This is a genomic window from Streptomyces sp. NPDC058459 (assembly GCF_042721685.1).
Lineage (GTDB): Bacteria > Actinomycetota > Actinomycetes > Streptomycetales > Streptomycetaceae > Streptomyces.
Genome location: NZ_JBHXLV010000031.1, coordinates 12,371 through 37,423, shown reverse-complemented (window position 1 = coordinate 37,423; position 25,053 = coordinate 12,371). Strand labels below are relative to the sequence as shown.

Sequence of the window (25,053 nt, the reverse complement as noted above, 5' to 3'; positions counted from 1 at the left end):
CCTTCAAGCACATCTCGCTCGCCCATGTGACCTTCGGTTTGGACAGTCGATGGTCGGGGCGTCGGAACACGTCAGTCGCGGCCGTGGTGGTGGAGGACAGACCTCAGCTCCCGGACCGGCAGGCCTTACCGTGTTCGTGCCGCACTCCGGCATCCGGTGGGAGTACCCGCCCTGGACTGGTCGCGTGCGGTGATCGACTCCTCCCGCGTGCGGGCTCCCCGGCGGGGCCCAGAAGCGGACCCGGCCCGGTCGACCGCGCACCGCCGGGCAGCAAGCACCACGTCGTCACCGACACCCGCCTCATCACCCACCGTCACGTCCGACGCCTTTGTCAGGTCCTCTTGAGCCGGAAGTTCAGGCAGCTGAAGCGATCGCCCTGGCGACACGGTCGATGACCGTTGCGCGATTTCCGGGGAGGCGGGCCAGAAGGAGCCGACGGACCTCGGCCGGTGCACCCTCGACGCGCAGCAGGCTGACTCCGGGCGGTAGCACCCGGGCGAGCCGGACCGGCACTGTTGTCACGCCGAAGCCGCCCGCGACCAGTTGGAGCTTTGCCAGCCAGTCGTTCGTAAAGTGCATGATGCGAGGCCGTCCCGGCAGGCCGGGCCAGACGCCGAGCAGCGGCTCGGATTTCGGGGCCTGGGAGGCGATCCACCGGGCGTCCACGAGTTCGTCGATGTGCACCGCGGTGCGGCCGGAAAATTCTCCGGTCGAGGAAGCTGCCACGACCAGCTCTGTGTCCGCGATCGGCTCCAGGTGCAAGCGCGGTGACTCACTGTCGAACGGTCGATGGGGTGGCCTGGACGTGAGAACGGCAAGATCCAGTGAGCCGGCCCGTAGCGCCCGGATCAGCCTCGGCGTGGTCCCTTCGCTGGTGATGACCCTGATCTGCGGGCTTACGGAATCGAGGAGCGCGAGCGCGTCGGGGAGGAGAGCCGCGCTCGCGCTCACGATCAGGCCCAGGCGCACCGATTCGGTCTGCGGCACGGTGCCTGCGAGCTCTCGTTCTGCTGCGGCAAGGGAATTCAAGACGGTATGCGCGTGCCGGAGCATCGTCAAGCCTGCTGGCGTGAGCCTCACACCGTCCGGGCGGCGTTCGAACAGCGTGGCATCAGCGCTCCGCTCCAGGGCGGCGGCCTGGCGTGAGACGGCCGACTGCGTGTAACCAAGTTTGGCGGCGGCCGACGTGAAGCTGCCGGACTCAGCGATCTGCCGCAGCACTCTCAGTCCTGTGCTGGAAAGGTCCATGCTCATTAGGCATACCACACATGCCAAGTCCTCGCTTCCAGCATGCCCCGGCAGGTTCTAGCGTGGAGGAAACGTATGAGACGAGAGTGCAGGTCAGGCTATGAAGGCAGCGGTTCTCACACAGTTCGGCGCGCCACTTGAGGTGCGAGACGTTCCCGATCCCGTGGCCGGAAGCGGTGAGGTTCTGGTCGAAGTCCTTGCCGCCGGTGTGGCTCCCTACGCGGCCGAAGTCTTCAGCGGCAAAAGGCAGTACCCCCTCGTTCCGCCTGTCATACCGGGTATCGGCGGCGTGGGGCGCGTCGTACAGGTCGGCCCCGACTCCACCAGGTTGCGCGTCGGTGACCTGGTGTGGTGCGACTCGACGGTGCGCTCCCGTGACGACGCTCTCACTCCCGACATCACACTCCAGGGCTGGAGTTCCCGCGGTGAAGGTGGCGCACGGCTCGCCCGTTACATGCACGACGGATCATTTGCCGAGCTCATGCGAGTGCCGACGGAGAACGTCTTCCCGCTACCCGCCACAGCGGGCGAGAACCCTGCCCGCTGGGCGGCTGTCACCGTGCACGCCATTTCCTACGGGGGGCTGTTGGCAGGCGGGCTTGCCGCAGGCGAGACGCTCCTCGTCAGCGGAGCCACGGGAAATCTTGGCAGCAGCGCGGTTGCCGTCGCGTTTGCCCTGGGAGCGGGTCGCGTGATCGCCCCGGGTCGCAATCAGGCCATGCTCGAACTCCTCGCCGACCGGTTCGGCCCCAGGCTGTGTCCGGTGACGTTGACCGGAGATGAGGCCGGCGACCGCGCGGCGATGTCCGTTGCCGCAGATTGCCCGATCGACATGGTGATCGATCTACTCCCGCCGAGCGCGCCCAGCTCGGCGTCGCGCGCTGCGGCCATGACCGTGCGTGAAGGGGGCCGCGTTGTCCTCATGGGTGGTGTGGGCATGCTGGGCGGTGACGATCTCGCCCTTCCCTATCCATGGATCATGCGCAACTCGATCACGGTGCGCGGACAGTGGATGTACCCCCGCTCAGCCAATGTCGGCATCATCCGGCTCATCGGCTCAGGCACCCTGGATCTCGCGCCGGAACGGACCACGAGTTTCAGCCTCGCCGCTGTCAATGACGCCATAGCCCACGCTGCCGCGCACGGTAGCCCGTTCGACCGGACCAGCATCACGCCGGTCGATGACTGATCGGCATCTGTGCCGACACCACGACACACATCGTTGCGGTCGATGTACTCGGTCACAGCCGTCACGCCGGCCGTCGGCGCTGTGCCACCCAGCTGAGGCTCCCTCCGCAGCCGATGATCCGCAGTGTCGGCTGGAACTTCGGCGCGTTCACGGCCTGCTGGAGTCCGGGGCGACGAGCCTGTCGGGGATCGCCAGGGAGACCGCGCTGAGGTCCTGATGAGACGCTGTTCGCTGCGATCATCTACGTACTGGTCAGCGGCTGTTCCTGGCGGCGGGCGAGTGTGTGGGGCCAACTGTACGACGTACCCTGCGGGCGGTCCGGTGGCAGTGACGACAGCGGGCTCCGCTGCGAGCTGTTGTCCGCGGTCGTTCAGTCGCCGCAGGTGACCATGCTGAGCAGCACGGTGGTGATGGTCGACTGGGCGAGTTCAGGGCTGATCGTTCCGTGCGCGGCCGCGTGGGCGAGTGCGTCCGCGGCGCCCAGGAACGCGATCGCTGACTCCGTGCTGAACTCCGCGGAGTCGTCGGCTTCGCGCATGGACTGTCGGCAGATGTCCACGTAGCGGCGTTCGGATTCCTGACGGGCTTCCTCAAGGGCCGGTGAGCCCGCCAGCGCGGCCATCACTCCGCTGAGTTCGACACCTTGGGCGACGATGCACTCGACATGAGCCGTCGCAATCGCTTCGAGCCGGTGCCGCAGATCGGACGGGGCGTGCGCTGTCGCGGCTCGCAGGTCGGCCAGGTGCTGCTGGTCGAAGTCCTGATACAGCGAGAGCAGGAGCGCCGAGCGCGAGGAGAAGTGGTCGTAGACGACCGGCTTGGAGATGCCCGCGCGGCTCGCCAGGTGCGCGAGCGTGAGCGCGTCCGTACCTTCGGTGGCGATGACATCGCGGGCGATGGCGACCAGTTGGGCTCGGCGGGCGGCGCTGGAAAGTCTCCGCTCAGGCATTTTCCGGCAGTCCTTCTCCACATGTGTAACCTACTGCTAGTAGGTTACACATGTGTGAGAGGAGTTGTCGATGCACACCTTGCTGGTCGCCACGAATCCGGACCCCCAGTCCCTGACGCACGACGTGCTGGGAAAACTGCGGGCAGCGCTCCATCCCGGGTCTTCCGAGGTCGCCGACCTGTCGAAGGAGCGGTTCGACCCCGTGTACACACTGGCGGATCGCCGTGCGTACCGCGAGGGCGGCGATTATCCGGCCGAGATCGTCCAGGAGCACCGTCGTCTTGAGCGCGCCACCGATCTGGTTCTGGTCTTTCCGGTGTACTGGTGGTCGATGCCTGCCCTGCTGAAGGGGTGGATCGACCGTGTCTTCGTCAACGGCTGGGCCTTCGAGCACTCCCCGACCTCGGGTCTGCGGCCGAAGCTTCAGGCCCTCACCATCCATCTTGTGCCCATCGCCGGTGACAACTCCGGCACCTATGAGCGCCACGGCTACGAGCAGGCGCTGCGGACGCAGATCGAGCACGGCATCGTCGACTACTGCGGGAGCCGGCGCGGCGCCACCGCGTTCATTCACGAGTCCGAGCAGCCGTCCGCCGAGGCCACGGCGCGGTGTGTGGACGACGCGGTGCGCACCATCAGCGAAGCCGTTCTCGCCGGCTCGCGGACACCGTCCGACCCGGCTGGGTAGGCAGGTCGAGCAGGCAGGTCAGGTGCGTTGTGCGGACAGAGCCCGGTGCTGGCTCGGCCGGACGTCGTATTCGCGGGTGAAGGCCGCGCTCAGTGCGAAGGCGCTGGAGTAGCCGACCTGCTGGGCGATGCGGTCGATGGTGTCATCTGTGCGCTGCAGCAGGTCCGACGCCAGGCACAACCGCCATCCGGTGAGGTAGGAGATGGGCGGTTCGCCGAGCAGGTCGGCGAACCTGCGGGCGAACGTCGCCCGCGACACCTGGGCCTCGGCTGCCAGAGTTCCGACGGTCCAGGACCGAGCCGGTTCGTCGTGGATCGCCCTGAGGGCGGGGCCCACGACGGGATCACGCGTGGCGTGGTACCACCGGGGCGCGGACGCCTCGGGCAGGGCGAACCAGTCGCGCAGAGTCTCGATCAGAACGAGATCCAGAAGCCGGTCCAGCATGGCCTGTTGGCCAGGTTCGTCGCGGGCGATCTCGGATTGCAGCAACTCCATCGCTGCAGAACGTCGTTGGCTGTAAGGCACCACCAGGAGGCGCGGCAAGGCGCTCAAGAGACGCTCGGCGATCCGGCCTGCCGTGGTGAAGGAGCCGGTGAGCAGTGCGTGCTCGGCTTCGAGATGGGTGCCGCAGGTCCGGACACCGAGTTGGATGCTCTCATCGGTGAGGACGTTGCCCGCCTCGTCGGTGCAGGTGCCTGCGGCGGTGACGACGTACAGGGGTGCGGTCTGCATGTCGGGGGCGCTGGTGACGCTGAACGGGTGTGGCCCGGTCACGATCGCCACGTCGCGGTTTCGTAGCCGGACGGGCCGGCCTCCGTCAGGAACGATCCACGCGTCGCCGCACAGCATGGTCACGAGAGTCATCGACGCGCCTTCGTCGAACCTGATCGACCAAGGCGGTGACATCAGGTTCTGTCCGATCAGCGCACCGGCCGAGCGGATGTGCTCCAAGACGTCGGTCAGCGTATCCATGACCTCATGCTAGACGATGGCGCATGAAACGTGGAGTTCTGAACCATTCTCCGTCTCATGATGCTGAGGCTCAATGGACATGTGAACGAGCCAGGCCACAGCGGATCTGTTGGCCGACGGCGACCCGACGACCCGTTCGCACGCCACGGACAGATGGCGGCACGGGTCCGACCACTGGAGGTACCGCAATGTCCGACGACCCCCTCTCGCTCGATGCGTCGATCCGCGCCGGCGATCTCGCGGCAGCAGTCGAGCTGCTGCGCTCAGGTGCGGACGCCAACCGCCGCGGCCCCGAAGGTCTGACACCGCTGATGATCGCTTCCGGCCTCGGCCAGCCGCAGATGGTGGAGCTTCTGCTGACGTCCGGTGCGGACGTGCTCGCGGTCGAGCCGCGCATGGGAGCGACGGCGATCCACAAGGCGGCTCAGTCGGGCAACACCGATGTCACGGGTCTGCTCCTTGACCACGGGTCGTTCGTCGACCAGCAGTCTCCCGTGCTCGGGAACACGGCACTCATGGATGCGGTCCTGCACAAGCAGGAGAGTGTGGTTCGACTGCTCCTGGAACGCGGAGCCAGGACACCGATCAGGAACCACTGGCAGCAGACGGCGCTTGAGCTCGCAAAGGACGACGGACTCGACGCGATCGCGCGACTGATCGAGGCGCGAAACGAGGCCGACGCGGCGCACATCGAGAATCTGACACTGATCACGGCGATCAAGTCGGGCGACCTCGGCGAAGTGAGGCGGCTCATCTCATCCGGAGTTCCGGTCAACGAGCGAGCCCCGGTCGTGGGGGGCTTCGACGACGACTACACCCCGCTCGGCATCGCCACCCGTGAGGGGAACGCCGACATCGTGCGCGTGCTGCTCGACGCGGGGGCGGACCCTCGCCGGGTGATCGGACTGATGAGGGGCACGCCTGTGCACGAGGCCGGCTACTTCGGGCATACCGAGGTGCTGCGGTCACTCACTGAGAAGAGCGGAAGCGCTGGTACGCCCACGATCGAGCTGGACGCGCAAGGTCCGTACAACGGTTTGACGGCGCTGCACGACGCGGTCTGGCACGGACATCTGGCAGCGGCGCGGGTGCTGGTCGGCGCCGGAGCCCGTCTGGACCTGCTGACGCATGCGGGCCTGACGCCCCGAGGGCTTGCGCACCTCTACGGCTACGACGACCTCGCCGCATTTCTCGCCGAAGCCGAACAGAACTGATCCGGACCGGTGATCCCCGGTCCTCGATCGCCTCGCATCACCGACACCGACTTGCCCGCAACTCAATGGCCTTGACCTCACCACGAAAAGGAAGCCCGTCATGACCGACGCCATCACACCTCACCCCTTCGCCTTCCCCGACGCTGCGCTCGAAGATCTGCGGGACCGGCTGTCGCGTACCCGCTGGCCCGACCGGGAGACGGTGGACGACTGGAGCCAGGGTGCGCCGCTGGCCCGGATGCAGGGGCTGATCGACTACTGGCGCGACGCCTACGACTGGCACGCGGCCGAAGCACGGCTCAACGCACTCGATCCGTCCACGACGCGGATCGACGGACTCGACATCCACTTCCTGCACCTGCGCTCGCCCGAACCCGACGCGGTGCCGCTGGTGCTCACACACGGCTGGCCCGGTTCGGTCTTCGAGTTCATGCAGGCCGCGCCGCTTCTCGCCGATCCGCGCGCACACGGTGGCGACCCGCGCGACGCCTTCCACGTCGTCATACCCTCCCTGCCCGGCTTCGGCCTGACGGAGAAGCCGACGGAGACCGGCTGGACCCCGGAGCGGACCGCGCACGCATGGGTCGAACTGATGCGGCGGCTCGGCTACGACCGCTTCGTCGCACAGGGCGGCGACTGGGGCTACGCCATCACGAACGAGCTGGGCGGGATCGGTGCGCCTGCGGTTCAGGCCGTCCACTTCAACATGTTCCCCGTCTTCGAGACGATGGAGGCCGTCGATGCTCAGGAAGAGCGCGCCCTGAAGCGGCTGCGGGACTTCAAGGAGAACGAGTCGGGCTACCAGATCGAGCAGACCCAGAGTCCCCAGACGATCGGCTACGGACTCAACGACTCCCCGGTGGGGCTGGCGGCGTGGTTCTACGAGAAGTACGAGCAGTGGACCGACCACGGGGGCGATCCGGAGAGCCTGCTGAGCCGCGACGAGATGCTGGACAACATCACGCTGTACTGGCTGACGGCGACGGCGACCTCTTCGGCACGCATCTACTGGCAGAGCATGGCCAACTGGCAGGAACGTGAGATCGAGGTGCCGGTCGGTTTCACTCTGTTCCCCCGCGACATCCACGAGACCAGCGAGCGTTGGGTGAAGGAACGCTATCCCACCCTGGTCCACTACAACGAGGCTCCGAAGGGCGGCCATTTCGCCGCATGGGAGCAGCCGGAGTCGTTCACCGAAGAGGTCCGCGCAAGCTTCCGCCACACGCGTCAGCCACTGTGAGTACGCCCTGATACCGAGACCCCGCTCAAACTGAGGCGGGAAAGGGCTTTCTCACGGCCCCTACGGAAGCTGCGCCCGCGTGCGGATTCCGGCTGTGGTGCGCGGTCGCCGACATCGGCTCGGCGGCTAGGGGGGCCTTCGCCCTGAGTGGAGGGTGGTCTACGACTCAAGGCGGAAGCCCTCCGCTTCAGGTATCGGTGTGCACCCCTCGCCGTGGCGGGACGATTGGAGGATGACGATGACAGCGGCGGCCTCGGAGGGCTGCCTGGTGGTGCTCGCCCGCCGGCGACGCCTTGCTTCGACGGTTACCTGTGGCGCTATGCGGTCACCCCTACGGAAGGCATCTGATGCGCGCTCTGCTCGTTGACCATAATGTTGCGTCCGGTCTTCGCCTCGGCGAGACCGCGGAGCCGCTACCCGGCCCGAACCAAGCCCTGATCCGGGTAGCGGCGACGTCTCTCAACTTCGGCGAGATCACGCACGCCGTGTCTCAGGCACCGGACGGCGCGGTGTTGGGCTGGGACGCGGCAGGAGTGGTCGAACGGGCTGCCGCGGACGGTTCGGGCCCGGCGGCCGGTACTCAGGTCCTCACCCTCGGAGACACCGGAGGCTGGGCAGAGTTCAGGGCGGTGGACACCGGTCAGCTCGGCGTCGCCCCCGCCGGCTCGGACCCCGGAGCGCTCAGCACGCTGCCGGTCACGGCGACCACCGCCCTGCGCGCCCTGCGCAAATTCGGCTCGCTGAACGGCAAACGCGTTCTCATCACGGGCTCCACCGGTGGCGTCGGACAGTACGCGGTGCAGCTCGCGCACCTCGGCGGCGCGCACGTGATCGCTTCGACCAGCAACCCCGCCGCGCAGGGCAACCGTCTACGCTCCTTGGGCGCCGACGAGGTGATCTCGGGGCCAGAACATGTCTCCACGTCCCTCGACGGCGTAGTGGACTGCGTGGGAGGCCCGCAGCTTGCGCAAGCTTTCGACAAACTGGCATCCCATGGAACGCTGGTTGCCGTGGGTGACGTCACGATGCAGCCCGTGGAGTTCCCGCCCGGCGCGTTCCTGGGCAACAACGGGCGTCACGGACGGTCCATCGTCACCTTCCACCTCGCGGACGGGCCTCTCCCCGGCGAGGATCTGACCTGGCTCGCGGAACGCCTGGCCGCGAAAGACTTCATGCCGCACATCTCCTGGCGTGGCGACTGGGACCAGGCCGACGAAGCCGTGGCCGCCGTCTTGGATCGCAACCTCCGCGGTAAGGCCGTTCTGGACATCTCGTAGGTTCCTGGCAGAAGCTGTCGGGCATGTGGCCTTTCGGCTCGGGGCGGCCCTCGGTCCGGTGGTGGGGCCCATGGCGGTCACCTCATGACTCTGGTGGAGGCGGCTGGGGGGGAAGAGCTGCGCCCTCTGCTCCAGCCGTACCGGACCCGCTACAACGACGCCGTTGTGTCGGGCCGCCTGACCTCCAGGCGTGCCCACTCCGCGTCTGCCGGAACTCCGCGAGCCGGCCGGAGCCCGTACCGCAGCGAAGATCAGCGTCTCGGACGCCCGTCAGATCCAGCCTCTCTTGGCCGCCTCCACTCCCACCTGGAAGCGGGTTTCGAGGCCGAGGCCGGCCGCGATCGCCCCGATCCGGCGAGTCACCGTGCGCGCGCTCGTGCCCAACTGCCGTGCGATGGCGTGGTCCTTGTAGCCCGCCTGCATCATCTTCAGCAGCAGGAGGTCCTGCGGGTTCGGCCCGTCGGGCGTCGCCGGAGTGGTCGCGACGAGGGACTGCGCACGCTGCCAGTAGGAGTCGAACAACTCCACGAGCGCGTCGAGCAAACCCGACTGGTGGACGACGGCGATCCTGTCGTAGCGGCCCGGGACCAGTGCCACCAGCGCGACACGCCGGTCCATGATGCGCAGCCGGAACGGCAGGGCCGGCAGGATGCGGGCCTGCTCGCCGATCCCGGCGAGGTGGGTGATCAGCTCGAAGCGGCCCGGCTGCGCCAGCGCCTCCTGGGTGTACACCGACCGTATGTCGACACCGCGGCCCAGCAGGTCCATCGTCAGGGCCTCCTCCAACTCGGTGCTGTAGGGGCCGAGATAGGGAGGCCGGTCGAGCACCCAGAAATGGGTGCGGACCGACTGCATCAGTTCGGCGACGCGCACCGTGATCTCCGCCTCGCCGGTGATCACCTCCACCAGTCCGGTCGGGTCCTCCTGCAGCCGATGCGCACGGTACTCGTCCGCCAGGTCGTCGACGGTGCCCCACACGGCGGTGAACGCCGCCTCGGTCTCGGCCCGGCGTCTGGCGAGCAGTGCCCGGAGCGCGGTGTGCGGGCTGACCGGCCGGTACTGGCCGGGCCCTTCCTTTCTCAGCATGCCCAGTTCCACCAGCCGGGAGACGGTGCGTCTGATCCGGCTGGGTGTGGTGCCCAGGATCGCGGCGATCTCGGTGGCCGACCGGTCCGACGCGGTGAGGTAGGCGCGGTAGACCTGTTCGTCGAACTCGCTGATCCCCAGGGTCCTCAGCACCGGTCTCCCCCTCAGCGATCACCGTCTGTCCAGCAGTTGGGACGGTCGTGGCGCGAATCGCCATCTGGCGATGTACGACACAAGTTTGATCTAGACATTCGTGGTTCACAAGCTTTCACTCTGAACGTTCACGCCACCTGTGGACGGGTTCCGGGCACCCTCGGGGCCTACGACCGGTCAGGCGGCGCCATCTGGGGGGCAGAGGACGAACGTGCTCGGCCCGCCCGCAAGCCGGAAGAGACCCTGTGAGAGCGCACCACCGCATACGCTGGAGTGTGCCGGTTACCGCCGGCGCCCTGGTGTTGGCGCTGGCCGGCCCCTACGACGCGACGGCCTTCGCGTCCTCGGCGGCCCGTCCCGACGCCGCCGGCCACCCGTCCACCGCGTTGTCGTCCACCCCATCCTTGTCCACGGCCTCCACATCCGACCGGGTGCCCGCGGGCGACCACTCCGTAACGCTGATCACCGGCGACGTGGTCACCACCCGGCAGAGCCCCGGCAACGGTCCCGGAGGCGTCGTCAGCGTCCGCGGCGCCGACGGACGTCCGGCGCAGACCCACATCCTGACGTCGGGCGACGACCTCTACGTGTTCCCCGAGTCGGCGCTGCCGTTCGTGGCCGGGGGCGTCCTGGACCGGCAGCTGTTCAACGTCACGGCCATGATCGCCGACGGGTACGACGACGCGCACCGCGACCGGCTGCCGCTCATCGTCTCCTACGCGCACACCGCCGACGCCCGCAGGAGCGCCGCGGCTCTGCCCAAGGGCGCGACCCGCGTCCGTGCCCTCGACGGCATCGGCGGCGCCGCCGTCACCGCGGACCGCGCGCACGCCGCGGACTTCTGGAAGTCCGTGACCGCTGCGGCGCCGGCCGACGGGGGCCGCGAGCAGTCCGCGGCACCGGCCTTCGCGGACGGGATAGCGCACATCTGGCTGGACGGCCTCGTCCATGCCGACCTCGCCGAGAGCACGGCGCAGATCGGCGCCCCCCGGCTCTGGGCGGACGGCAACACCGGTCAGGGCGTGGACGTGGCCGTCCTGGACACCGGCGTCGACGCGGAACACCCCGACCTCGCAGACCGCGTGGCGGACCGCCGGAGCTTCGTACCGGACGAGAACACGGACGACCACTTCGGTCACGGTACGCACGTCGCGTCCATCATCGCCGGTACCGGCGCGGCCTCCGGCGGCAAGGAGAAGGGCGTCGCTCCCGGCGCCCGCCTCGATATCGGCAAGGTGCTGGACGACACCGGGTCCGGTCAGACCTCCTGGATCCTGGCGGGCATGGAGTGGGCCGCCGTCGACCGGCACGCCAAGGTCATCAACATGAGCCTCGGTAGCGATGCGCCGTCCGACGGGACCGACCCCCTCAGCCAGGCCGTCAACACCCTCAGCGCCCGGACCGGCGCGCTGTTCGTGGTCTCCGCCGGCAACTCCGGGGCACCCGGCACCGTCAGCGCACCGGGCGTGGCGAGCGACGCGCTGACGGTGGGAGCCGTCGACTCGGCCGACACGCTGGCCGAGTTCTCCAGCCAGGGCCCCCGCGTGGACGGGGCGCTGAAGCCGGAGATCACCGCCCCCGGCGTCGGCATCCTCGCTGCCAACTCCCGGTTCGTCGGCAACGGCCAGGGCGCCTACCAGACCCTGAGCGGCACCTCCATGGCCGCGCCCCACGTGGCGGGAGCCGCCGCGCTGACAGCCGCCGCCCACCCCGGCCTGACCGGAAGCCAGCTGAAGGACCTACTGGCCAGCAGCTCCCGGCAGACCCCCAAGTACGACGCCTTCCAGGCGGGCAGCGGCCGTCTCGACGTCGCCGCGGCCTCGCACGCCGGTGTCTTCGCGACGGCGACCGCGTACGCCGCGCAGGTCAAGCAGACTCCCGCCGGTGGTGTGCGGCGCCCGGTTACCTACACCAACATCACGGACAAGCCCGTCACCCTGGCACTGAGCGTCGAGGCGGCGCACGACGCCCCCGGCAAGATCTTCCAGCTCTCCGCCTCCCGGGTGACCGTGCCGGCGCACGGCACCGCCGGTGTCACCGTGACCATCGACGGCTCCGGCGTCACCACCGGCGGCCGGTACACCGGCCAGGTGCTTGCGAAGACCGCGGACGGCGAGGTGGCGGCGCACACCGCCGTCTCCCTCGGGGACGTCCAGCACAAGCTGACCATGCGGTTCAAGGACGCCCAGGGCCGGCCGATGTCCGGCGTGGTCGAACTTCTCAGGTCCGGAGAGGACGCCCCGGCGTTCGTCCTGATCGACGGCTCCGGCATGGCCGAGTGGTACCTGCCGGACGACGTGTACTCGGTGCTGTCCTTCAAGACGGTGCAGGGCGTGCACGGCCCCCACTCCTGGGGCATGGCGCTGCTCGGCGACCCCGACGTCCGCATGGACCGCGACCACACGGTCACGCTCGACGCGTCCAAGGTCCACCGCATCGACATGACGACCCCCCAGCGCTCCGAGACGACCTACCAGCGGCTGGACTACACCCGCCTGATGGGTGGCCAGATCTGGCGCGACTTCATGGAGACGCAGACCAACTACGACAGCCTGTGGGCCCAGCCGACCACCCACAAGGTCACCCACGGCGACTTCTACCTGGCGGCTCGCTGGCGCAAGGAAAAGCCCGCGCTCTCCGTCTCGACCAAGGCCACCGACTTCACCGACGTGCTGCGCCAGGACGGCGTCACCCCCCTGCCGGGGGGCACCGCCAAGCTCCCGCTGGTGTTCGCCGGCCAGGGCGCGACCACCGACTACGCCCACCTCGACGCGCGCGGCAAGGCCGTGGTGGTGCGCCGTAACGACGACGTGTCCGACATGGACCAGGCGGCCGCCGCGGTGGCCGCGGGCGCGAAGCTCATGCTGGTCGTGAACAACGTGGACGGCCGGGGCTTCCGCCACTACAACGCGCCGTTCAGCTCGACGCCCGTCCGGCTCGACGTGGGCCTGCTCAGCACCGACGAGGGCGAGAAGCTCGTACGGCAGGCCGGGACCCGGGGCGCCACGGTCACGGTCGGGTCCGCCCCCGTGAGCCCGTTCGTCTACGACCTCGACCGGACCTGGCACAACGAGATCCCCGCCCGTCTCGTGGTGCGGGGCAGTGCCAAGAACCTCGCCCGGATCGACGAGACCTTCGCCAGCCCCGCCCCGGGCAGCGACGGCGGCGAGTTCCGGTTCGACTGGCCCGACTACAACAACTGGGCGGTCGGCTTGACGATGCCGGAACCGGTCCGGGGCAAGCGCACCGACTGGGTCTCCACCGGCGGCCTCAACAGCTGGAGCCAGGACGCCTACGCTGTGGGCCTGGTCTTCGAGACCGGGGCCAAGACCTCCTACCGGCCGGGCAGCAGGCAGTCGGAGGAGTGGTTCAAGCCGATCGAACGGCCCTACCTGAACGACGCCTTCAGCTTGCCCAGGCGCACGGGTGACCACCTGTACCTCGACACCCCGGCCTTCGGCAGCCGGACCCACGTCGGCGTGGACCAGGGCGCGGGGGAACAGCGCCAGACCCTCTACCAGGGCACCACGCAGCTGGGTACGGGAACGTTCACGAACGTCTCGGGCGAAGCACCCGGTGCCGGAAGGCTGCCGTACCGGCTGGTCGTCACCAGCAAGCGCGACGTGGCGTTCACTCCGTACTCCTCCCGTACACGCACCGAGTGGGCCTTCACCTCGAAGGCGCCGGCGGACGGCTCCGCCGCCGTGCTGCCTCTCGTGCAGATCGACTACGAGGTCGGCACCGACGCGGCCGGGCGGGCCGGACGCCACGACCTCCTGTCCGCCACAGCGGGCCGGCTGCCGGGCGCCGTCGGCACCGGCCGACTCGGCGCGGTCACCCTGGAGCTGTCCTACGACGACGGCACGACGTGGCACCGGACCACCGGTGACCATGCCGGGCGGTTCCGCCTGGACGCGCCGAAGAAGGCGTCCTACGTGTCGCTCAGGGCGAGCGCCCGGGACTCGGCGGGCAACGCGGTGCACCAGACGGTGATCCGGGCGTTCGGCCTGCGCTGACGCACCGCCACGGTTCGCAGACGGGCCGTCCGGGGGTCACACGCCCCCGGACGGCCCGTTCGCACGACCCCGCCGGTGCCGACGCCGGTGATGGAGTCGACGGGGATGACCGTCACGACCCCGGGGCGGTCGGCGACCAGGCGGAGGACCGCGCGGGCGAGGTCACTGGCGCCGGCTTCGGCTCGTCCCGCGCAGGATCGTCGGTCTCCGGCCGCCGCTCCCGCCCCTGCTCCGCCTCGCACTCCGTGAGGAGACCGTTCCGTCTCCACGGGTCCGGAACGGCCGTTGCGGCCGGCGCGGGGTGCGCCGTGGACGCCGATCGTGGGCGCCGACCTGGCCCTGACCCGCGGCACCGGGACGGCGCTCTACGGAAGGGACGTTGCTCCACCGGGGGCGCCCTTCGAGCGCACCCGGTGGAGGGGCCTGCCCGCCGTGTGCCGGTGATGCGGCCTGGCCCGATGGTCCGTGTCCGGCCGCATCACCGGCTCGGTCCGTCAGGTGGTGACGCTGAACTCGTCGACCAGGAGCCATTCGTCCTGGGCGGCGGTGGAGCGGTAGCGGACGTAGCGGGCGGTGACGGCGGAGCCCGATGTCACCCGCGCCCGGGTCGAACTGCCGAGCGATGTCCACGTCGAACCATCCGTGGAGGCCTCGAGAACGCCCCGGTGGATGTAGTCCGACGAATGGGCGCTGTTGCCCATCGACAGATCCACCCCCGTGACGCGCTTGACCTGCCCGAGGTCGACCTGAACCCATGCACCTGTCGTGGCGGCGTCATCGGACCAGTAGAACGTCGACTGATCGCCGTCGACCATGTTCGCCGGTGCGTACGACTGGTAGGTCCCCAGGGACGAGGAGGCCACGACGCCCCCGGTCGGAGGAGGCGTGGTGTGACCTCCGGTGGGGGCGTCACCGACGGCGTTGATGATCGTCTCGAAGCCGCTGTAGGTGCCGGCGGGCTTCGGCGAGCCCCAGGTGGTCTGGATCAGGGACCGCAGCGGTGCCTTGAGGTGGTCGGCGATGCTGCCTTCGTCCTCGTCCTGGCCGGGCTCGCCCCACAGGCTCAGCTGCGTACCGAGCAGGTGCGGGTCGGAGGCGGGGATGGTGGTGCTTCCCGAGCCGAAGGCGAACTGGTTGGGTGCGAAGTTCTCGTAGATGTGCTGGGCGCTGGGGCGGCTGATGCCGATGATGTAGTACAGCTCGTTCCAGTTGGCGTTGATCAGGTCGTGGCCCTGGCTGGAGAGCGTCTGCGGGGTCATGTCGGTGGAACCGAACCAGTGGGCGACCTGGACGCTGGGGTCGACCTGGACGACAGTGCCGGGAACGAGCTGGTCGTTCCATATGCGCAGTGTCCTGCCGGAGCCGCGCACCAACGTGTTGATCTTGTTGATGAAGCCGTACTCCAGGTCACGGCCGGTGGCCTTGGAGCCGTACAGCTGCTGGGCACGGGACTTCAGTCCCGGCCACTGCGACAGCTCAGCGGTGCCGAGCCACTCGTCCGCCCCGAGCTGCCAGTACGGGCTGGGGAACAGCGGCAGGTACTCGTTGATGAAGTCGGCCGCGAAGCTGTAGGCAGCCGTGTCCTGGGACAGGTCCAGCACACGCGAGCCGTTGGACCTCAGCAGGCTCAGGCTCTGGTGGCTGTCGAGCATGGCGGTCATGTGACCGGGCATGTTGATCTCGGGCACGATGGTGACCTGGTACTGGGCCGCGTAGGCGACCAGGTCACGGATCTCCTGCTTGCTGTAGTGCTGGGAGGAGACGACCTCGGGGTGGGTGCTGCTCTCCAGGCGGAATGCCTGGTCGTCGCTGAAGTGCAGGTGCAGTCGGTTGTACTTGAGGTAGCCCAGCTCGCGTACCAGGTCGCGCAGCCAGCCGACGGAGTAGTACTTGCGGGCGAGGTCGACCATGATGCCGCGGTCGGGGTAGGCGGGCGAGTCGTTGACGGTGCCCTGCGGCAGGGTGAGGTTCTGCTTGAGCATCTGCAGCAGGGTCTGCGTGCCGTGGAGCACTCCCGCCGTGGTGCCCGAGATCGTGGCGGTGCTGCCGACACTGAGCCGGTAGCCCTCGGCTCCGTACGATCCACTGGCCAGGACGATGTCACCGGCGGCGGCTGTGCCGGTGCTCAGGGGTACGGCGTGCCCGGTGACCGACTCCAGGTCGCCGGCCAGCAGTTCGGCAGTGGTCCGCAGCGACGACGTGTTCACGATCACGCGTGAGGTGCCGGTGAAGCTGTAGCTGCCGGATCCGGCACTCCACTGCTGGACGGCGGGGATGGTGGCAGGCGGGGTGGTCGCGGCGTGTGCCGTGGCGGGGACCAGTGCGGCGGTGCAGGTGGTGATCAGTGCGGTGGCCACCGCGGCGGCGGCCGCTCTGAGGGACAGCAGACGTCTTGGACGCATGGCGTGAAGCCTTTCCGTACGCATGGGGGTGCCCTGAGGGGGCAGGCCGCCGGCCGATGTGCGTGAGGGCTCGGCCTGCACGGAGCGGAGCGATCCGGCGCTGACGCGTGATCGCTTCGCTGAGGCCGAACCGTGCGTCCCGGACCGGGTGCGACAGGCAGGCCGCATCCGGGTGCAGGTTCGGGGCTGTGCGTGTGCGGTGGGGGGCGGGCGCCGCGCCGCACGGCACGGGCGGTCCACGGCTCTTGGGCATGGCGGGTTCGCCTTCCGGCTCGGATGTCGGTGTGCGGTGCCCACGGGCGGGCCGAAGGCCGGGCGTCACCCGCCGCGTCGACAGGGTGGCGGCGGGGGCGTGGCGCCCGTGGGACGTGGTCGCAGGGGGGCCGTCGGCCCACGGGAATCAGGCGGGGTCGACGGCCGTGCCCAGCAGGAGCTCCACGGCGGCTGCGGCACTCACACGGGAGGCGCCGTTGGTCGCGATGTAGTGGTGGTGGGTCGGGGCATGGGGGGCTCCCATCTCGATCAGTACGGCGTCCGGATGGGCGGGCAGCAGCCGCGACAGCGCCGCGGCGATCCAGGGATGCCGGTGTGCGTCGCGTACGACGAGTACCGGCTGGTGGTCGGCGGAGATCAGTGCCGGGGGCGGGGCTTCTTCCTCGGTCAGGCGCAGGACCCGCGTCGCGGGGATCTGCCGGGCCAGCAACTGGCCGATCCCCCAGCCGGTCTCGCCCACGATCTCGGAGGTCGACGGGCTGAGCTCGATGACCGCGGCGGGCCGGGACAGCCGCACCGTGCCAGTGACCGTGAGGGCACGCCGGGCCGCGTCGATGCCGATGGCCGGCTCCACGGCCCCGGGGGCTTGCGCGGTCGCCCACGCCGCGAGCCGGGCGACGCGCTGTGCTGCTTCGTGCAGCCGCTGCTCCGGCAACCGTCCGCCGGTGACGGCGTCGCGCAAGGCGGTGTGGATGCGACCGGTGCGTGAGTCGCCGTTGGAGGCACCGACGCACAGGGCGTCAGCACCGGCCGCGATCGCCCGCTCGGCGGCCTCCACCACGCCGTACCGCCCGTAGACGGCCTGCATCTCCAGTGAGTCGGTGATCACCACACCGTCGTAACCGAGCTCCTGGCGCAGCAGTCCGGTCAGCACAGCCGGGTTGACGGTGGCCGGCAGGTCTCCGTAGGCGTCGACGACGATGTGCGCGGTCATGACACTGGCCGTGCCCGCCGCGATCGCGGCTCTGAAGGGCGGCAGGGCGTCGGCCTCGAAGGCGGCCCGATCCTGGTGGATGCGCGGCAGTTCCAGGTGCGAGTCGGTGAGTGTGTTGCCGTGGCCGGGGAAGTGCTTGGCGCAGGCAGCGACCCTTCGGTCCTGCAGACCCGTGACGAACGCCGCGGTGTGACGCGACACCAGGTCCGGGTCTGCTCCGAACGCCCGCGTGCCGATGACCGGGTTGCCGGCGGCGGTGTTGACGTCCGCGACGGGGGCCAGGTTCCAGTTCACTCCCGCGTTGGCGAGTTCCGCACCGATCTGCTGGGCGACGGCGTGGGTGACGGAGGTGTCGTCGACGGCCCCCAGAGCCAGTCCGCCGGGCCAGCGACTGCCCTGGACGATGTCCAGGCGGGTCACATCCCCGCCCTCCTCATCGATGGCGATCAGCAACTGCGGGTTCTCCGAGCGTAGTTGCGCGGTCAGCTCCGCCAGTTGTTCGCGGTCACGCACGTTGCCGTGATAGAGCACCACACCGGCGAGTCCCTCGGCGATGCGTCGTCTCACCCAGTCGGGGGCGGTCCAGCCCGCGAAGCCCGGCAGCACGCAGGCCATGGCCATGTGGTCGAGTTTCATCCTTTGACAGCTCCTGCGGTCAGGCCTGCGGCGATCTTGCGGTGGATGGCGACGAAGAAGACGACGACCGGCAGGGCGGTGAGGGTCGACGCAGCCATCAGCGGTCCCCACGCGGTGCCGTTCCGTGTGGTGAAGGCGGCCAGCCAGACGGTCAGGGTGCGGTTCTCGGGACTGGACAGGAGCACGTACGCCAGGAGGTACTCGTTCCAGGCCTGGATGAACGCGAAGATCGACGTGGCGACCAGCCCGGGTGCGACGAGGGGGAAGATGATCCTGCGCAGGGCCCCGACCCGCGTGCAGCCGTCCACCATCGCCGCCTCCTCCAGTTCGGGCGGGATGTTGACGATGAACCCGCGCAGGGTCCAGATCGCGAACGGCAGTACGAAGGTGAGGTAGGTGATGACCACGCCCGGCAACTTGTTCGTCTGGCCGGCGTCGTTGAGCAGCAGATAGATCGGGATGATCATCGCCGTGAGCGGGATCATCTGCACGATCAGGAGCATCAGCAGGAAGGCCTTGCGACCGAAGAAGGAGAAGCGGGCGACGGCGATGGCTGCGAAGAACGCGACGGTGAGCGAGATCGCCACGGTGGCGAGGACGATGATCACGCTGTTGCGTACGGCGTCGATGAACTGAGGGCGGTGGACCGCGCTGGTGAAGTTGTCGAACGTCGGCCGCCGCGGAATCCACTGCGGGTGCACCGAGAGGATGTCGGTCCCCGATTTGAACGCGGTGATGATCATCCAGTAGATGGGGAAGAACAACATCGCCGCGACGACGACGGCACTGGTGTTCGCCAGTATCAGCCGCAGGTGCCTGGTACGGACGGGACCGTTGCTCATGTGACCTCTCCCGCTCTGGTCATGCGCCGTACGTAGACCATGCTCGCGCCCATCAGCATCAGGACCATGACCACGGCTATGGCGGCCCCGGTGCCGTAGCTGCTGCCGCCGAAGGACTGGATGTAGGAGTAGACCCCGAGCAGGTAGTAGCTCTCACCGGGCTGGTTCCCGTTCATGACCCAGACCTGGTTGAAGACCTGGAAGTCCCAGATGACCGACAGGACGGTCAGCAGAGTGAGGACGGGCGCGACGGCTGGAAGGGTGACGTGGCGAAATGCCTGCCGGCCGTTCGCCCCGTCGATGCGCGCCGCTTCGAGCAGCTCGGACGGGACCTGGCTGATCGCGGCATGCAGGGTGATGGTCACGAACGGCAGGGCGCCCCACACGACGACGGCCGTGATGACACCGAACCCGGACCAGGGGTTGTCGAACCAGTTGTGGTTCCCCAGCCCGAACAGGCTGTTGACGATGCCGTACTGATAGTCCACCAACCACAGCCAGATGGTGACGGCCACGATGCCCGGGGTGGCCCACACGAACACCAGCACCGTGGTCAGCACCATGCGGGCCCAGTGACTGACGCGGTGCATGAGCTGGGCCAGTGCCAGCCCGATGCCGATGGTGAGCGCCACGTTCACCGCGGCGAACACCACCGTGCGCAACGTGACTTGCCAGAAGAAAGAGTCCGACAGGATGGTCGAGTAGTTGTCGAATCCGACCCACTGGCTCTCACCGGTGAGCAGTTGCCGCAGTCCGTACTGCTGGAACGACACTTCCAGCAGTCGCAGCAGCGGATAGCCGAGGATCAACAGCATCACGGCCACAGCAGGCGCCATCAGCAGGTAGGGAAGTCCTTGACCATGGTGTCGCCGCCGCCAGTCGGCGACATGCTGGGCGCGACGTGTACGGGCGTTCACCGGCCCGCGTTGAGGGTCGTGCTGATCTCACCACTGGACTTGCGCGCGGCCTCCTGGACGTTCGCACCGTTCAGGATGTCGACCACCATGTTGGTGAGGATGCCGCGCTGTTCCACCGATCCCCAGCCTTCGGCGACGGGCACGAACCAGCTCGACTTCGCCGACTCGGCGAACGGGCGGGCCGCTGAGGGGACCTGACTGATCAGCGTGGTGCTGTTGGGCACCAGGTTCTTGCGCGCTATCTGCGTCTCGTTGGCATCGTTGGTGAAAATGGCCATCCAGGCACGGGCCAGGTCCTGATGACCGCCCTTGGCCGGCGCGGCCAGGTTCGAGCCGCCGATGAAAGCCGGCATGGGCTGCCCCTCCTTGACGCCGGGCATCGGGAAGGCGCCCAGCTTCCCGGAGAGCGCCGGATCACCGCCCTGCTCCGGGTCGGTGATGGCGTTCACCTCACGGCCCAGACCGTAGAGCATGGCGGCGTTGCCCTGTGCGAACGTCTGGTCCTGGGTGCTGTCGTCACCGCGGCGGTCGGCCTTGGACAGCTCGGTGACCAGCTCCTTGAACTTCGTCAGACCCGCGACTGCCTGCGGCGAATCCAGCGTGCCCTTCCACTTCCCGCCGGACTTCACCGCCACATGACCGCCGAAGTTCTCCACGAACGCTCCGGGACCGGCCCAGTTGTAGCGGCCGGGCATGTAGAACGCGGAGAAGTTCTGCTTCTTCGCGTTGGCAGCAGCCAGCTTCCGTCCGTCGGCGATCAGCTCGTCGATGGTCTTCGGCAGCGTGGTGATGCCGGCCTTGGCGAACAGGTCCTTGTTGTAGATCACCGCGCGGCTGCCGCCGTAGTAGGGGACCCCGTACAGCTTTCCCTCGTAGGTCGCCGAGTCGGTGAGGGACCGCACCCAGTGCGCCGAGTTCGGGAACTGCTGCTTGTGCGCGGTGAGATCCGCGAAGGCACCTGCCGCCATGTAGCGCGCCATCTCGGTGTTTCCCAGCTCCACCACGTCCGGCGGAGTGGAGCCGGCCAGTGCGGTGTCCAGTTTCGTGAGGTGGTCGGTCCAGGTCTGGGTCTCCACCTTCACGTCGACGCCGTACTTCGCCTTGAACGCCTTGTTGGCTGCCGCGAGCATCTGCGGCCACGTCTGCGACGCCTCCGGCTGCAACCACACAGTGATCGACGAGGGCTTGGACGACGTCTGGTCCTTCGCGCCGGAGCATCCCGCTATGGCGCCGGCCGTCAGCCCCAGCGCTGTGGCAGCCGCTACCGCTCTACATCTCTTGCTCATGGAGTTCCTCCTGATGCGGTGCCGCCCTGTTTTCGGGTACGGCGAAGCACGACTGTGGGAAGTAGGTGTGTCTCACCCAGAACCGGCCTGGGTGGTGGTGTGCGGCGCAGGGGTACGCCGTCAGGACGGGCTGTCAGCCCGACGTGTCAGTCCCCGGCACCGGCACCCGGGCCAGACGGCTCGACACCAGCCGTGCGGCGCAGTCCCGGACGCCGACCGCGAGTGCCCCCGTCAGCACGGAGGTGTCGCCCAGTGCGGAGATCTCCAGCCGAGGGGGATAGTGCACGCGCTCACGCAGGTGGCGGCGGATGTCGTCCACGACGTCCTGGCAGTGCACACCGATGCCACCGCCCAGGACCACCAGTTCGACGTCGTTGATCCGTGCGATGGGAATGAGGTATTCCGCGATCCTGCGCGCCTCTTCAGCGACCACGGCCTGCGCCACGGCGTCCCCTGCCCTGGCTGCGGTGAAGATCTCCTCCGGCGAGGAGACGACCAGACCATGTCGTTGCGCGAAGTTCAGCAGCGCGTGAGCCGCCGGGCTCTCGGAGTCCCCTGGCATGTCGACCTCCCCGGCTGCGCCATGACGCCCCCGGTAGAGCTCCCCACGCAGTACGAGTCCCGCGCCGACGCCGGTACCGATGGACAGGAACACGAAGTCGTCGCAGTCGTCCGCCAGTCCCCGCCACTGTTCTCCGATCGCGGCGAGATTGACGTCGTTCTCCACCCGGACCGGGTGTCCGAGCGACGCCTCCAGCGACTCCACGATCTGGTAGCTCTCGACACGCTCGGGGTTGAGCCGCCACACCCGGCCGTTGTCCGGGTTGACGACGCCGGGAACACCGACGACTGCGGCTTCCAGTCGTTCGGCGGCCACACCCGCCTTGTCCAGCAGACGGTCCCGCAACTCGGCTACCGCGTGCGGAAGTTCCGCTGATCCCAGGCCGGTGTGCAGGACACCTTCCCGGGCACGGACCTCACCGTCGAGGTCCACCAGTGCGCCCCGCAGATGCAGTCCGCCGACATCGAGCCCGAAGACGAAAGCGGCTTCGGGAATGGTCTCGAAGGCGTTTCCGCGCTGCCGTGGTCTGCCGTCGGCGGGCTCCACCTCCCGTACGAGTCCCACGTCCAGCAGGTCCTGGAGGACGTTCGACACGGTCGGCTTCGCCATGCCGGTCACCCGCGCCACCTCGGCACGCGTCACCGGCCGAAGCCGGCGCACCGTCTCCAGCACCGTCTGGGCGTTCATCAGCCGCAGCAGCGGCGCACTCGCACTCTGTGTCACAACGCGACCGTAGTAATACTGAGTTACAACCGCAAGGGTCGGTTCGAAAGTACCTACCAGTAACTTCGAGTGGCCGTGAATCCCTCCATACGACCTCGGCCGTTCACGACGGGCCGGCAGCAGACAGCACGCCACCGGCGCCCGGGACCCCGGAACCGACTGCCGCCGTCCTGACGCCCCGGCTCCAGCTCCCGACAGCGCGCGCGAACCGGGCCGCAGCCGGCTCCGTCGAACAGTCCCGAAGGCTCGCAGGAGAACCTTGTCGATCTCCGCCCTGGGGGGTCGTGCCCCTCGTCGTGGTGTCCGGGGTCGACGGGACGGTCTTGCCTGCCCGCAGAACTGCGCCGCCGAGCACAGGCGACGTTCGACACGTGGGACAGCCGGAGTCTGATCGAGGAACGCAGAAGGTCGCCCCCGCCGATCAGGCCGGGGCGACCTCGCCGTGCGTCGTGTGACGCTGGGAGCGGCGATGTAGTTGAACCGAGCCGCTTCGGCGGTGGCGGCGCCGGGACGAGACGGGCAAGATCACACGTGGGCGCCGCTGCCTGTACGGCGTGCGGCTCCAGGCAGCAGCTTCAGCTCGCAGGCGGTCGGCCCCTCCGCGCTGGGGGAACCTCCATGTCCTTCGTCAAGCGTGAGGGCACGTGCGACGGCCGGTTCGAGGACTCGTGGCGCAGGTGCAGCGACTGAGAACCGGCCCGGCGCTTGAACGCGATCGTGCCGATCACCTGTCGACGGTCACGCCACCGCCCACCCCCCTTCGGCGACCGGTCCGCGATCAGCGGATCCAGACGAAACGCCTTAGGCGTGCGTGAAGCGCAGGCTGGCGACGAGCGTGGTCCGCGCGCCCATCATGCCGAGCTGGTTGCCTCCGACGCCGAAGTCGGCGCGGTCGACGGCGAACTCGGCGTCCAGCGTCAGCGCTCCGGCCTCCTCGGTCAGGCGCGCCGTGACGGCCTGCGGACGGGTGATGCCGTGCGCGGTCAGCTCGCCCTTGATCTCCGCGGCGTCGGGCCGACCGCGCTCCACGGAGCGGACGACGAACGCGATCTCGGGGTACTGGGCCACGTCGAGGAAGTCGGCCGACCGCAGGTGCTCGTCTCGCTTGGCGTTCTTCGTGTCGAGGGTGGCGGCGTCGAGGGAGAGCGTCCCGGTGACGGTTCCGTCGGGCAGCACCTCACCCTGTCCGCGGACGACTCCGAAGGTGCCCTTCACGGTGACAAGACCCCACATCGTCTTGTTTCGGAGGGCGACGGTGGAGGAGCCCGCGTCGAGCTGCCACAGGCCGGTTTCCGCAGCTATGGACATGAATGTTCTCCCGATTTCGCTATCGCTTCAGTGCTTCAAATTTGGACGATTTCACGTTAGCCCATCATCCAAATCTGGACAACGTTTTGTTCAAAGTTGGACAACAGGTATACTTCGCGTCATGTCCGACGCCGAGGAGCATCACGCTGACCTGCCCCCTTGCCCGTCCCTGCAGGGCGGCGGGCTGCTGCCGCAGGAACTGCGCGCGTGGATGCTCCTGCTCGCGGTGACGGGAGGGGTGGAGCAGCACATGCGCACCGCCGTCAAGGAACGGCTCGACGTCTCCCACGACGAGTTCCTGATCCTGTGTGTGCTGGCCGACCAGTCCGACGCCAGTCTGCGCATGACCCGCATCGCTGAACTGCTCGGCCGCCCCAAGACCCGGCTCACCTATCAGATCGCCTGCCTTCAGCACGCGGGGCTGGTCGCCCGCAAGCCGGTCTCCGGCGATCGGCGGGGAATTCAGGTCACGCTCACCGAGCGGGGCCACAACGCCCTGGACGAGGCGTCCCGCCCCCTCGCCGAGACGGTTGTCGCCACACTCGGGCGGTACGTGGGACCGGCCCAGCGCGAAGCGATCGAGCGACTGCTGCCGGCCCTCGCCCAGGAGCCCGGCAGCGGCGCGGACGCCGACTGAGCGACGGCGAACGGAGGCACCCGCTCAGGTACGGGTGCCCCTGAGGACTGGACGTGCTCTGCGCGGCCGGCGGGGTCCGGTGGAGGAGTGTCCGTCGGACTCCTCGTCCGGAAGAGGTCCGGCGGCCGATCCGCCGTCGAGGTCAGGCGAGCGTCGATATGAGGAGCGCCATCGGCAGTCCGCAGACGATCACGATGGTCTGCGCGGTGGTATGCGACTTCGCCGCCCTCACACCTCACGCCACGCTCACCGGATTCGAACACGCCTGGTCGGTCCGGGCCGGAGCCGCCCTGGCCGCCGGTGCCGCCATGGAGCGCTTCCCCGAGCGCCTCCACCCGGTCCTACGCGGCCGGGGGCCAGGCAAGAGGGCTTGGTGCGGACCGGAGAGCCGGGGTCGCCCGATCGGTGTGGAGGCGGGACGCGGCAGGACCGGCCGACTGTGTTCGCGTGGACCGGGGTAGCGCGAAAGCCCGATTTCCCCGCACTCCGAACCCCATCGTC

At 68.7% G+C, this 25,053-nt stretch carries 18 protein-coding genes and 2 pseudogenes; 9 read left to right on the top strand and 11 right to left on the bottom strand.

The window, feature by feature from the left end; genetic code table 11:
- Positions 1-171 precede the first annotated feature (171 nt).
- Positions 172-299, top strand: a pseudogene (locus ACFWN1_RS09095) (IS5/IS1182 family transposase); the annotation flags it as partial.
- A 55-nt stretch (positions 300-354) separates the two neighbouring features.
- Here ACFWN1_RS09095 and ACFWN1_RS09090 read toward each other — a convergent pair.
- Positions 355-1,248 (bottom strand): LysR family transcriptional regulator, encoded by an 894-nt coding sequence (locus tag ACFWN1_RS09090; protein ID WP_384359468.1) that lies wholly within the window; start codon positions 1,246-1,248, stop codon positions 355-357.
- 100 nt (positions 1,249-1,348) lie between these two features.
- Here ACFWN1_RS09090 and ACFWN1_RS09085 point away from each other — a divergent pair, with 100 nt between their 5' ends.
- Together ACFWN1_RS09085 and ACFWN1_RS09080 are read left to right on the top strand one after the other, a co-directional pair.
- Entirely contained in the window at positions 1,349-2,437 is a 1,089-nt protein-coding gene (locus ACFWN1_RS09085; protein ID WP_384359467.1) for an alcohol dehydrogenase catalytic domain-containing protein, read from the top strand.
- A gap of 212 nt (positions 2,438-2,649) precedes the next feature.
- Positions 2,650-2,781 (top strand): annotated as a pseudogene (locus ACFWN1_RS09080) (IS5/IS1182 family transposase); the annotation flags it as partial.
- 26 nt (positions 2,782-2,807) lie between these two features.
- Here the strand turns inward: ACFWN1_RS09080 and ACFWN1_RS09075 are convergent.
- A complete protein-coding gene (locus ACFWN1_RS09075; RefSeq protein ID WP_384359466.1) occupies positions 2,808-3,386 on the bottom strand; it encodes a TetR/AcrR family transcriptional regulator in 579 nt (192 codons plus the stop codon).
- 70 nt (positions 3,387-3,456) lie between these two features.
- Between ACFWN1_RS09075 and ACFWN1_RS09070 the strand changes: the two genes are divergently transcribed.
- Entirely contained in the window at positions 3,457-4,074 is a 618-nt protein-coding gene (locus ACFWN1_RS09070; protein ID WP_384359465.1) for an NAD(P)H-dependent oxidoreductase, read from the top strand.
- Positions 4,075-4,092: 18 nt separating this feature from the next.
- On the opposite strand, the gene ACFWN1_RS09065 is transcribed toward ACFWN1_RS09070, so the two are convergent.
- A complete protein-coding gene (locus ACFWN1_RS09065) occupies positions 4,093-5,046 on the bottom strand; it encodes a cupin domain-containing protein (RefSeq protein ID WP_384359464.1) in 954 nt (317 codons plus the stop codon).
- Between the two features lie 188 nt (positions 5,047-5,234).
- On the opposite strand from ACFWN1_RS09065, the gene ACFWN1_RS09060 reads away from it, so the two are divergent.
- From ACFWN1_RS09060 to ACFWN1_RS09050, 3 genes are all read left to right on the top strand, one after another.
- Positions 5,235-6,260, top strand: a complete 1,026-nt coding sequence (locus ACFWN1_RS09060; RefSeq protein ID WP_384359463.1) for an ankyrin repeat domain-containing protein — start codon at positions 5,235-5,237, stop codon at positions 6,258-6,260.
- A gap of 100 nt (positions 6,261-6,360) precedes the next feature.
- Entirely contained in the window at positions 6,361-7,500 is a 1,140-nt protein-coding gene (locus ACFWN1_RS09055; RefSeq protein WP_384359462.1) for an epoxide hydrolase family protein, read from the top strand.
- A 347-nt stretch (positions 7,501-7,847) separates the two neighbouring features.
- Positions 7,848-8,777, top strand: a complete 930-nt coding sequence (locus tag ACFWN1_RS09050; protein ID WP_384359461.1) for a zinc-binding dehydrogenase — start codon at positions 7,848-7,850, stop codon at positions 8,775-8,777.
- Positions 8,778-9,047: 270 nt separating this feature from the next.
- On the opposite strand, the gene ACFWN1_RS09045 is transcribed toward ACFWN1_RS09050, so the two are convergent.
- Positions 9,048-10,016 (bottom strand): helix-turn-helix domain-containing protein, encoded by a 969-nt coding sequence (locus ACFWN1_RS09045; protein WP_384359460.1) that lies wholly within the window; start codon positions 10,014-10,016, stop codon positions 9,048-9,050.
- Positions 10,017-10,291: 275 nt separating this feature from the next.
- On the opposite strand from ACFWN1_RS09045, the gene ACFWN1_RS09040 reads away from it, so the two are divergent.
- Positions 10,292-14,032 carry a S8 family serine peptidase gene (locus ACFWN1_RS09040; RefSeq protein ID WP_384359459.1) on the top strand — a complete coding sequence of 1,247 codons (3,741 nt, stop codon included), beginning with the start codon at positions 10,292-10,294 and terminating at the stop codon, positions 14,030-14,032.
- A gap of 494 nt (positions 14,033-14,526) precedes the next feature.
- On the opposite strand, the gene ACFWN1_RS09035 is transcribed toward ACFWN1_RS09040, so the two are convergent.
- The 7 genes from ACFWN1_RS09035 to ACFWN1_RS09005 form a co-directional block, all read right to left on the bottom strand.
- Entirely contained in the window at positions 14,527-16,434 is a 1,908-nt protein-coding gene (locus ACFWN1_RS09035) for a family 20 glycosylhydrolase (protein ID WP_384359458.1), read from the bottom strand.
- A 400-nt stretch (positions 16,435-16,834) separates the two neighbouring features.
- Positions 16,835-18,277, bottom strand: coding sequence for a glycoside hydrolase family 3 protein (locus ACFWN1_RS09030; protein WP_384359457.1), 1,443 nt, complete (start codon positions 18,275-18,277; stop codon positions 16,835-16,837).
- Positions 18,274-19,119 carry a carbohydrate ABC transporter permease gene (locus ACFWN1_RS09025; RefSeq protein ID WP_384359456.1) on the bottom strand — a complete coding sequence of 282 codons (846 nt, stop codon included), beginning with the start codon at positions 19,117-19,119 and terminating at the stop codon, positions 18,274-18,276. Before ACFWN1_RS09025 ends, ACFWN1_RS09030 begins: the two co-directional genes overlap by 4 nt.
- Positions 19,116-19,955: a carbohydrate ABC transporter permease gene (locus ACFWN1_RS09020; protein ID WP_384359455.1), complete on the bottom strand. Its 840-nt coding sequence runs from the start codon at positions 19,953-19,955 to the stop codon at positions 19,116-19,118. The genes ACFWN1_RS09025 and ACFWN1_RS09020 overlap by 4 nt, the downstream gene beginning before the upstream one ends.
- A 77-nt stretch (positions 19,956-20,032) precedes the next feature.
- Positions 20,033-21,322 (bottom strand): extracellular solute-binding protein, encoded by a 1,290-nt coding sequence (locus ACFWN1_RS09015; RefSeq protein ID WP_384359454.1) that lies wholly within the window; start codon positions 21,320-21,322, stop codon positions 20,033-20,035.
- A 133-nt stretch (positions 21,323-21,455) separates the two neighbouring features.
- Entirely contained in the window at positions 21,456-22,607 is a 1,152-nt protein-coding gene (locus ACFWN1_RS09010; protein ID WP_384359453.1) for an ROK family transcriptional regulator, read from the bottom strand.
- An 801-nt stretch (positions 22,608-23,408) separates the two neighbouring features.
- On the bottom strand, positions 23,409-23,915 hold the full coding sequence (locus tag ACFWN1_RS09005; protein ID WP_384359452.1) for a YceI family protein: 507 nt from the start codon (positions 23,913-23,915) through the stop codon (positions 23,409-23,411).
- Between the two features lie 121 nt (positions 23,916-24,036).
- Here ACFWN1_RS09005 and ACFWN1_RS09000 point away from each other — a divergent pair, with 121 nt between their 5' ends.
- Positions 24,037-24,552, top strand: a complete 516-nt coding sequence (locus ACFWN1_RS09000) for a MarR family winged helix-turn-helix transcriptional regulator (RefSeq protein ID WP_384359451.1) — start codon at positions 24,037-24,039, stop codon at positions 24,550-24,552.
- Positions 24,553-25,053: the final 501 nt, after the last annotated feature.